Origin of the sequence: Pseudomonas sp. 18175, assembly GCF_050432925.1 — a bacterium.
In the GTDB taxonomy this organism is placed as follows: Bacteria; Pseudomonadota; Gammaproteobacteria; order Pseudomonadales; family Pseudomonadaceae; genus Aquipseudomonas.
Map to the genome: position 1 here is coordinate 1 of NZ_JBKFTO010000046.1, position 9524 is coordinate 9524.

7 protein-coding genes are annotated in these 9524 nt (G+C 62.1%); all 7 read right to left on the reverse strand.

Translation table 11 applies throughout. From position 1 onward, the window contains the following. Positions 1-220: 220 nt before the first annotated feature. Positions 221-1579, reverse strand: coding sequence for an LLM class flavin-dependent oxidoreductase (locus ACLD1Y_RS31475; protein ID WP_429481530.1), 1359 nt, complete (start codon positions 1577-1579; stop codon positions 221-223). Between the two features lie 296 nt (positions 1580-1875). Next, positions 1876-2310 carry a RidA family protein gene (locus ACLD1Y_RS31480; RefSeq protein WP_135292118.1) on the reverse strand — a complete coding sequence of 145 codons (435 nt, stop codon included), beginning with the start codon at positions 2308-2310 and terminating at the stop codon, positions 1876-1878. Between the two features lie 11 nt (positions 2311-2321). Beyond that, entirely contained in the window at positions 2322-3905 is a 1584-nt protein-coding gene (locus ACLD1Y_RS31485) for a flavin monoamine oxidase family protein (protein WP_429481531.1), read from the reverse strand. A 12-nt stretch (positions 3906-3917) separates the two neighbouring features. Further along, on the reverse strand, positions 3918-4841 hold the full coding sequence (locus ACLD1Y_RS31490) for an ABC transporter substrate-binding protein (protein ID WP_429481532.1): 924 nt from the start codon (positions 4839-4841) through the stop codon (positions 3918-3920). An 18-nt stretch (positions 4842-4859) separates the two neighbouring features. Next, the gene (locus ACLD1Y_RS31495) at positions 4860-5633 is read right to left on the reverse strand and encodes an amino acid ABC transporter ATP-binding protein (RefSeq protein ID WP_429481533.1); all 774 of its coding nucleotides are present in this window, start codon (positions 5631-5633) and stop codon (positions 4860-4862) included. Continuing rightward, positions 5626-6591: an amino acid ABC transporter permease gene (locus tag ACLD1Y_RS31500; protein WP_429481534.1), complete on the reverse strand. Its 966-nt coding sequence runs from the start codon at positions 6589-6591 to the stop codon at positions 5626-5628. The genes ACLD1Y_RS31495 and ACLD1Y_RS31500 overlap by 8 nt, the downstream gene beginning before the upstream one ends. Before the next feature lie 16 nt (positions 6592-6607). After that, positions 6608-9001 (reverse strand): TonB-dependent receptor plug domain-containing protein, encoded by a 2394-nt coding sequence (locus tag ACLD1Y_RS31505; RefSeq protein ID WP_429481535.1) that lies wholly within the window; start codon positions 8999-9001, stop codon positions 6608-6610. Positions 9002-9524 lie beyond the last annotated feature (523 nt).

The window sequence follows — 9524 nt, forward strand, 5'->3', positions numbered from 1 at the left end:
AGCGTGGGCAACCCGGCAGGACGCCGGGTTAGCCGCACTGGGCCATGGATGGCCCATTGCGGCGGCCCACGCTCCAAAGCCGGAGTGAGGGCATGCCGAGCCTAGGCGAGGCACCGAGTGTTGGGGCGAGGACCTTTTGGTTACTTTTGGGTCCTTCCAAAAGTGACCCGCTGTAAGAGCGGAACCGCCAGTGGCCGTTACCTAAATAACGGATATTCACTCAAATCCCAGCACCAACCGCTTGCAAGGCCTGAACCCCACGAGCAGCCGTATGCCGATTAACCGGCACCGGCAACCCCAAATGCCCCCGCAACGTACTGTGCTCATATTCACGACGAAACAACCCCCGCTCCCGCAACAACGGCAACACCTGATCAGTAAACCGCGCAAAATCATCCGGCGCCCCCACGTGAATGTTAAAACCATCCACCGCATCTTCCACAAACCAACGCTCGATCTCATCCGCCACCGTCTTGGGCGAACCGACAAAACTGGAAAACGGCTTGGCAAACCGCAACGCCGCCTCCCGCAAGGTCAACCCCTGGTCACGGGCCACTTGCTTGATATTCTCGGCATGCCCGCGATAGCCATTGCTGCCCAAATCCCCCAGTTCCGGAAACGGCTCATCCAGCGCATATTGGCTGAAATCGTGGTAGTTGAACGGTCGCCCCAGTTGCACCAGCGCCTTGTCCAGATCCAGCTCTCCATGGCGCTCGCGGTCGATGGCCTGGGCCTGTTCATCGGTGTCGGCAATGATCGGCGAGATACCCGGCAGGATGGTCACGTGATCCGGGTTACGCCCAGCAGCAGCGGTGCGTTTCTTAATGTCGCTGTAGTAAGCCTGGGCATCTTCAAAATTACCCACACCGGCAAATATCCCCTCGGCATAGTGGGCCGCCAGGCTGCGCCCGGATTCGGAAATACCGGCCTGGAAAATCACCGGCTGGCCCTGGGCCGAGCGCTCGATATTCAATGGCCCGGTCACCGAGAAAAACTCGCCTTGGTGGTCGAGACGATGCTGACGTTGCGGGTCGAGAAACACCTTGCTCTGCTTGTCACGCACAAAGGCGTCGTCTTCATAGGAGTCCCACAGGCCCTGCACCACATCCAAGTGCTCAGCGGCGCGGCGGTAGCGCTCGGTGTGGTCGATATGTTGCTCAAGCCCAAAGTTGCCGGCAGCGCCTTCAAGGCCCGTGGTGACTACGTTCCAGCCCGCACGACCACCGCTGATATGGTCCAGGGACGCGAACTGGCGCGCCACGTTGAAGGGTTCGGTGTAGGAGGTAGTCAGGGTCGCCACCAGACCGATCTTCGAGGTGGCACCGGCGATGGCCGAGAGCAGGGTTAACGGTTCCAGGCGGTTGAGAAAGTGCGGCGCCGAATCCGGAGTGATGTAAGGACTGTCGACGATGAACACCAGGTCGAACTTGGCCGCTTCGGCCTGCTGGGCCTGGGCGCGGTACCAGTCGATATCGACGCTGGCGTTACCGGGGATTTGTGGGTGCAGCCATTCGTTCTGCGCGGTGCCGACACCGGTGAGGATGGCGCCGAATTTGAGTTGACGGGGTGAGGTGGGCATAGGAATTCTCCTGGAATAGACAATCATCACTGGAGGAACCGGATCAGAAGTGTGGGAGCGGGCTTGCTCGCGAATGCGGTGGGTCAGAGACACATTCAGTGACTGACCCACCGCATTCGCGAGCAAGCCCGCTCCCACANTAGGAATTCTCCTGGAATAGACAATCATCACTGGAGGAACCGGATCAGAAGTGTGGGAGCGGGCTTGCTCGCGAATGCGGTGGGTCAGAGACACATTCAGTGACTGACCCACCGCATTCGCGAGCAAGCCCGCTCCCACAGTTTTGACCGAGTTCCTCAGTTAGTTCTGGCGGCGATGGCCTCGACTTCGATCAGCGCCCCAGGCAACGGCAGCGCCACTACCTGCAACGCCGTACGCGCCGGTTTGTTCGGCTGCTCCGGCGTACCAAAGAACTGCGTATACCCGGCCTGCAACCCAGCAAAATCCAACTTGCCGCCGGTCTCTTCAGCGCCGACCAAAAACACCCGCAACTGCACGATGTCCCCCAGGTCCAGGTCTTGCTGGCGCAGGATCTGGCGAATCTTGTTGAACACCGACACCGTCTGCACCTCGGTATTGCCATAGGCCGCCGGTGTGCCCGCCGGGGCATTGGCGTCGTGCAGGTCGGGCAAGGTGCCGCTGACGAAGATCAGGCTGGCGGAGGCCGGCACAGTGACGGTCTGGGAGATCGGGAAATTGCCGACGCTGGTGCGTTGAATGCTGTCGCTCATGATGAAGCTCCTTAGGACGCGGCCACGGCCGCTATCTGATGGTGTTGAGTCACCCGTTCGGCCAGTTGCCCGACCACATGGCGCGCCGAGTTGGCCGCCGATTCCTGCCAAATGCCAACGCCGCTCTGCACCAGACCGTCGCCGGCGAAGTACACGCGGCCGTGGCCTTCTTCCAGCAGTGCGCTGGCATCGGCGGGGAAGTGTTCGCGTTGCAGCCATGGGCCTTCGCTGTAGGGGATCTGTTCCCAGGACACCGCCAGCGGGTGGCGCAGGTGCTTGGAATAGCCGGGGTGCAGCAGCTCCACGGCTTCTTTAGAGGCAGCGTATTGCTGCTGCAACGGTTTGGCGCCAAACAGGTCGGCGCCCTCCCCGGTCACGTAGCCCGCCACCAGCAGGCCTTCGCGGGTATTGAGGTCGTTGCTCGGGTACCACAGCAGTCGCGCCGGGTGTTCGATCCACGACAGGCCGCCGTAGGTGCGGTAGTCGGTCTCCCAGAAACGCGGGGATTGCCACGCCACTTTAGTGGCCTGGTCGCTGCGGGTGCTGCGCAAGGCGGCCTTGATCGGGTCGCTGAAATCGGTGTCGAGCTTGGCCAGCAGCGGCAGTGGCAGGGTCGAGACCAGGTAGTCGGCGCGCACCACGTGCTCGCGGCCGCTGTGCTGGTCGTGGTAGGTCACCGCCACACCCTCTTCCAACTGACGGATTTGCCGCACCTGGGCGCCCAATTGGACCTGATTGCGCACTCGGGCGTAGAAGGCATCGGTGATGCGGTCCATGCCGCCCACTGGCTGGAACATGGTGGCGGAAAACTCCGGGAATTCGGTGTGCAGCAACGCGCCCCACAGCTCAGGATGCAGCAATTGGTCCAGGGACAGCGGACTGCGGCTGGCGGGCAATGCGCCCGGATGCGCTGGGGATTCCAGATGCCCCGAACGAATGGTGCCCTCGAACGACAGTTCTTGGGACAGGTCGCCATACACCTGCAAAAACGCCAACAGGCGGGTGCGTTCTTCGCCGCTCAATACATCGTCGAGGGCATCGCGTTGCACCGCCTTGGCCAGCAAGCCGGACAAGTGTCCGCGCGCATCATTGACCGCCTGACCGACGCTGAACGCCGGCTTGGCCACATCCGGGCGCACCTGGGCCCCATGGCTGCTGTTGACCAGCACTTCCAACGGCACCCCCAGCTCACTGCAATAGTCGAGGAGCGTGCGGTGCTGGCTGGGAATCCGCGCAGGCCCTGCGTTGAAGTAGTGGCCTTGATCGAACGCTGCGGTTTGCGTGCGGCCGTCCTTGTACTCCACCCGGTCGCCGTTACGGATCGTCCAGGTACGCCCGCCCACCCGCTCGCGGGCCTCCAGCACTTGCACTTCAAAGCCGGCGCGGGTCAGCTCCAAGGCGGTAACCAGCCCGGCAATCCCCGCGCCAAGCACCAACACGCGGGTGCCCTGCCCCAGGCCATCCTTGAGTTTGAGCGGTTGCGGCCGGCGGTGTGACGAAGGCCCCAGGCCCAGTGCCGCCAGCGCGTCCTTGACGGCCCGCTCGCCGCCTACCGCAGCAATGCTCGACAGCGCTTCACGTCGTGTCAGTCCCATGCTCAATGCTCCTTAATCCGGCAGGCCCGGTGGGTTGATCAGCGATTTGTCGACGCGCTCGATATCCAGGCCCCAGCGTTGCAGCACCTGTTCGTATTGCCCTCCGGCAATCGCGCCTTCCAGGGCGGTGTGGATCGGCTTGACCAGGCCGTTGTCCTTGCGTGTGGTCACGGCGATATCGGCCTTCAACGGCCAACCGCCGTTAACGGTGCCGACGCGCTTGATGCCACCGGTGATCGCTGCCGAATAGGCGTACACCGAGTTCGGGCCGAACAGCGCATCGCTACGCCCGGACTGCACCGCCAATTGCGCGGCGGCCTGGTCGTCGAAGTACTGCAACAGCGCAGGCTTGATCCCGGCCTTTTCATTGGCCTCGTTCCAGGCCAGCAGGACTTTTTCCTGGTTGGTGCCGGAGCCGACGATGATCTTCAGCCCGGCGATGTCCGCTGCTTCTTTGATCTCACTGATCTTGCTCGTGGCCTTCACGTAGAACCCCAGCACATCCTGGCGGTAAGTGGCGAAGTCGAACCGCTTCTTGCGCGCCTCGGTCACGGTGACGTTGCTGATCACCGCGTCGTACTTGCCCGAGGTCACGCCCAGGGGCCAGTCTTCCCAACTGGTCTGCACCACGTTGAGTTGCAGGCCCAGGCTGTCCGCCACCAACTGCGCGGTGTCGGCTTCGCTGCCGATGGTGGTCTTGTCGTCATTGGCCAACAGCGCCAGGGGCGGCCCGGCCACGCCGGACACCGCCACGGTGAACTTGCCCGGCTGGGCGAACTTGAAGCCCGGCGGGATCTGCGCAATAGCCGCTTCGTTGCGTGGTACATGGATGCGCACACGGTCGGGGCTGAGGTCGACCTGTTGCACGGCGAACGCGTGTTGCGCGGCGCTGACAGCAAGCGCCAACAGGGCCACGCGGGCAGTAGAAATCAACATGGGCAGTCACTCCTTGAACTAAAGCACCTTGCCTAAAAAGGCCACGGTGCGGGGATGTCGGGGTTGGCGGAAAATCTGTTCAGGCGGGCCTTCTTCGATCAACTGGCCGTCGCAGAGGAACACCACGTGGTCGGCCACTTCGCGGGCAAAGCCGATCTCGTGGGTGACGATCACCAGGGTCACACCCAGTTGGGTCAGGCCCTTGATCACATCGAGCACTTCGCCCACCAGCTCTGGGTCGAGGGCCGAGGTGGGTTCATCGAACAGCAGCACTTTGGGGTCCAGCGCCAGAGCACGGGCGATGGCCACGCGTTGTTGCTGGCCGCCAGAGAGCTGGCGTGGGTAGGCGTCCGCCTTGTCTGCCAGGCCAACCTTGGCCAGCAACTCGGCCGCCTTGGTTTGCGCCTCCGCCTTGCTCCAGCGCTTGTGGGCCAGCGGTGCTTCGGCGATGTTTTCCCAGGCGGTGAGGTGCGGGAACAGGTTGAAGTTCTGGAACACAAAGCCGACGTCGATGCGGCGCTTGAGGATTTCGCGTTCTTTCAATTCATAGAGCAGGTCGCCCTTGCGGCGGTAGCCGACGTATTCACCGTCGATGGTGATATGCCCGCTGTCGATCTTCTCCAAGTGGTTGATGGTGCGCAGCAAGGTGGACTTGCCCGAGCCCGATGGCCCGAGAATCACCGTGACCTTGCCGGGGTCGATGGTCAGGTCGATGTCGTTCAACACCTGTTGGTTGCCAAAGCGCTTGCCCACGCCCTGGATCTGGATGCGTCCGGCGCGTGCTTCAGCCATGGGTCTTCTCCTTGATCCAGCCGCGAATGCGTTGCAGCGGCGTGGGCGGCAGCACCCGCGCGGTGCCCCGGGCAAAGTAGCGTTCGACGTAGTACTGGGCGCTGGTGAGCACCGTGGTGATGATCAGGTACCACACGGTGGCCACGATCAGCAGCGGGATCACCGCCTGGGTGCGGTTGTAGATGACCTGCACGGTGTAGAACAGCTCGGGCAGGGCCAGCACGTAGACGATGGAGGTGCCTTTGACCAGGCCGATGATTTCGTTGAAACCCGAGGGCAGGATCGAGCGCAGCGCTTGAGGCAGGATGATCCGAAACACCCGTCGCGAAGCCGGCAAGCCCAGGGCCGCTGCGGCTTCATGCTGGCCGGCGTCAACACCGATCAGGCCGCCGCGAATGATCTCTGCCGCGTAGGCTGCCTGCATCAGGCTCAAGCCCAGCACCGCTACGGTGAACTGGCTGAGCACGTCCACCGTGGACCACTCGGCGAACACCACGCTGGTGAACGGCACGCCGAGCACGATGTGGTCATACAGGTAGGCGAAGTTGTAGAGGATGATCAGCACCAGCAATGCCGGCAATGAACGGAAGAACCAGATATAGCCCCAGGCCAACGCTGCCAGCAGCGGCGAACCCGACAGCCGCGCCAGGGCCAGCGCGGTGCCGAGGATCATGCTGAACACCGTGCTCAACAAGGTCAGCAACAAGGTCTGGCCCAGGCCGCGCAACACGGACGTCGAAAAGAACCACTGGCCGAACACGCCCCACTCCCAACGCGGGTTGGTGGCCAGGGAATGCACGATCCCCAGCAGCACCAGCGCGGCAAAGATCGACCCGGCCCAGCGCCAGGGATGCCGCGCGGGCACCACTTGCAGGTGCTTGATCGGTGTGGAGACCCGCGCCGGGCGCGCCGGGCTTGCGTGGTCGATCAGGTCATAAGGTTTGGCGACAATAGGCATGGTGAATTCCTCGGCCTTAGAAGGCATAGGTCAAGCGGGTGTAGTAGTACCCACCGGTAAAACCGAAGGGCGAGTAGGTGCCGTAGCTGCTGACCATGGTGCTGCTGGGCACGCCTTGTTTCTTGGGGTAGATGTCGAACAGGTTCTTGGCGCCGATGGCGACGTTGAGGTCTTTGGTGAGGTTGTAGCCAAGGTCGAGATCGGTGATCCACTTGGCGCTGTAGACCCGGTCGAGGCTACGGTCGGTGGAGACGTTGACCTCTTTGTAGGAGCCATAGCGGGTCAGGGCCAGGTTGAGGTTGAAGCGGTCGATGCTCCAGTCGCCGCCCAGGATCAGCTTGGTGCTGGGCTGCACGCCGGTAATCAGGTTGCGGGCCTGGCGGTCCATCAGGTCGTAGGAGGTGCCAAGGATCGTGGTGGACTCCTTGTAGTTGAGGATCTTGGTCTGGTTCCAGTTGAACGCGGCGGTCCATTTGAGCGAGCCGTACTGGCCCAGGTCCTGGCTGTAGTTGCTCACCAGGTCCAGGCCTTTGGTGCGGGTGTCGGCACCGTTGATAAAGTACTGCCCGCCCGAGGTGGAGGTGATGCCGTTGCCTTGCAGCACCTGGGTGATTTCCGGGCCGAGCAAGGTGCCGGTGAGGGTGATGCGGTCACGCAGGTTGATCACGTAGGCGTCGGCGGTGAAGCTCAGGCGGTCGGTGGGCGTGAGGGTGAAACCGAGGCTGAAGTTGGTCGAGCGCTCGGGCTTCAACTCTTGTGCGCCCAGGGCCTGGGCCGCCGCCGAACCCACCGGCAGCACGCCGTAGTTGATCGACTGATACACCCCATCCACCACGCCATAGGTGGTGGAGCGTGCACTGAACAGGCTGTTGGCCAGGGACGGCGCACGGAAACCGTTGCTCACCGTGGCGCGCACGGCAAATTGCGGGGTGAAGTCGTAGCGGGTGGTCAGCTTGCCGCTGCGGGTGGCGCCCACGCCTTGGTTGTAATGCTCGTAGCGAAACGCGGTGCCGATGTACCAGTCTGGCACCGGGTTGAAGCCCACATCCACATAGCTGGCCAGGCTGTTGCGCGAGGCCGTCGCTTCTTCATCCGGCGAGATGCCGTTGGTGACCTGGGCGCCGCTGGAGGCGCAATTGCCCGGCGCCACGCAGTAGCCGCCGTTCGCGTAGGACTCATAATCACCGGCCTGCACCTCATAGGTATCGCGCCGGTGTTCGAAGCCGTAGCTCAGGTCCAAGGGCTTTTGCAGGCCGATGTCGAAGCCGCGTTTGAAGTCGAGGTTGGTGGTCAGCTCGGTGGAAATCCAGGTGCCGGAAGTGAAGTGATTCGGTGTGGCTTCGCCCAGGGATGGGTTCTGGTTATGGGTGGTGCCCTGCTCCGCTTCGTTGCGCCCGTAAGTGGTGGACAGATCCCAGTCCCACGCGCCGACGGTGCCCTTGCCGCCGAACGCGGCCTGGAAGTCGTCCTCGTCGATATACCAGGTGGGGGTGTAGCCGCCGGGGTAGCCGTTGGGGCCGGTGGTGATGGTGTTGGTGATGGTCGGCAGGCGGAAGTTCTGGCCCTGCTCGGCCTTGCGTCGCGAATAGGTGGTGAAGGAATACAGGCTGAAGGTGTCATCAACCGGCAGCTCGGCGTTGTAGCCCAACGTCAGCAGGTTGGTCTTGGGCGTGCCATAGCCGCCGTAGGTGGAGCGACCCGCCTGCTCGTAGGCTTGCGCGTAGGTGTAGCCGTTGGCGCTGGCTTTGTTGTCATCGTTCTGGCTGCGGGCGTCCAAGGCCAGCTGCACGATGCCGCCGTTGCCGATTTCAAAGCCCTTGTTGAGGCTTTGCTGCACGGTCTGTTTCTTGCCGTCGTAACCCAGGCCTGCGTTGGTCACCGAGGTGCCGCTGGTGTCGGCTTTGAGGATCACGTTGATCACGCCCGCGATGGCATCCGAGCCGTATTGGGCGGCGGCGCCGTCTCTTAATACTTCAACATGGTCGATGGCGCTGATGGGGATCAAATCCAGATCGGCTGGCGCGGCACCGGTGTTGATCCCGTTGATGTTCAAGGTGGCGCTGGTGTGACGGCGCTTGCCATTGACCAGCACCAGCACCTCGGCGGCACTCAGGCCCCGCAGGTTGGGGGCACGGGCAATGCCGCTGGCGTCCCAGCCGGTTTTTTCCGGCAGGGTCAGCGACGGGATGACTGCGCTAAGGGCTTCCATCAAGCCGGGCTTGCCGGTGCTTTGCAATTGCTTGGCGCTGACCACATCGATCGGCACTGGGCTGCTGGTGACCGTGCGCTGTTCGGCGCCACGGTTACCGGTGACCACGACGGTCGAGAGGGTGCTGTCGTCCTGGGCTTGGGCGGTGTTGGCCAAAATGGACAGGGCCAGGATGGCGGTGGGTGTTAACGCTTGCTTCATAGGCTTGCCTGTCTTTCCAAATCGCGAAGTCGGGCAGTCACGCGGTGGGGCGCGGTGCTCGGTTTTTTCAGGGGGTGTGGCGGCGATTTGGGGCTACGGCGCGTGCGGGGGTTGAATCGGCAACATACGTTGAACTCCCTTCCAACGATTCTGCGGCGGGCTTGATTACCCGGTTATGGGGGCAGAATCTGAATCACGATGGGTACCATCCATGGTCAGGGGTAGGCTGTTGCGATCAAACATAACGGAATGGGTTTTGAAAATATAATGCTGTTTTGGTCTAAGCTAATATTCTTGGAATTCATTATTTTTAGATCTGGTTATTCATTTAAATAATGTCTTTTTGAGATTATGGGTTGGGGTGGTTGAGTACATATCCGTTGCTGCGGTAACGGCTGCTTAGGGTTCCGCCCTTACGGCCATGCCTTTCAAGGTCGGCGTTTAAAAGCTGTTTAAAGTCATGTTTCAGCCTGTTTATTCGACTTGGCAGCCCTAAGCACCCGGTCGGTTGAGACGTGAACTC

What these genes read in the sequence shown, in the direction of transcription:
- ACLD1Y_RS31475 (WP_429481530.1), bottom strand. Translation starts at nt 1,579, where the DNA reads ATGCCCACCTCACCCCGTCAACTCAAATTCGGCGCCATCCTCACCGGT.
- ACLD1Y_RS31480 (WP_135292118.1), bottom strand. Translation starts at nt 2,310, where the DNA reads ATGAGCGACAGCATTCAACGCACCAGCGTCGGCAATTTCCCGATCTCC.
- ACLD1Y_RS31485 (WP_429481531.1), bottom strand. Translation starts at nt 3,905, where the DNA reads ATGGGACTGACACGACGTGAAGCGCTGTCGAGCATTGCTGCGGTAGGC.
- ACLD1Y_RS31490 (WP_429481532.1), bottom strand. Translation starts at nt 4,841, where the DNA reads ATGTTGATTTCTACTGCCCGCGTGGCCCTGTTGGCGCTTGCTGTCAGC.
- ACLD1Y_RS31495 (WP_429481533.1), bottom strand. Translation starts at nt 5,633, where the DNA reads ATGGCTGAAGCACGCGCCGGACGCATCCAGATCCAGGGCGTGGGCAAG.
- ACLD1Y_RS31500 (WP_429481534.1), bottom strand. Translation starts at nt 6,591, where the DNA reads ATGCCTATTGTCGCCAAACCTTATGACCTGATCGACCACGCAAGCCCG.
- ACLD1Y_RS31505 (WP_429481535.1), bottom strand. Translation starts at nt 9,001, where the DNA reads ATGAAGCAAGCGTTAACACCCACCGCCATCCTGGCCCTGTCCATTTTG.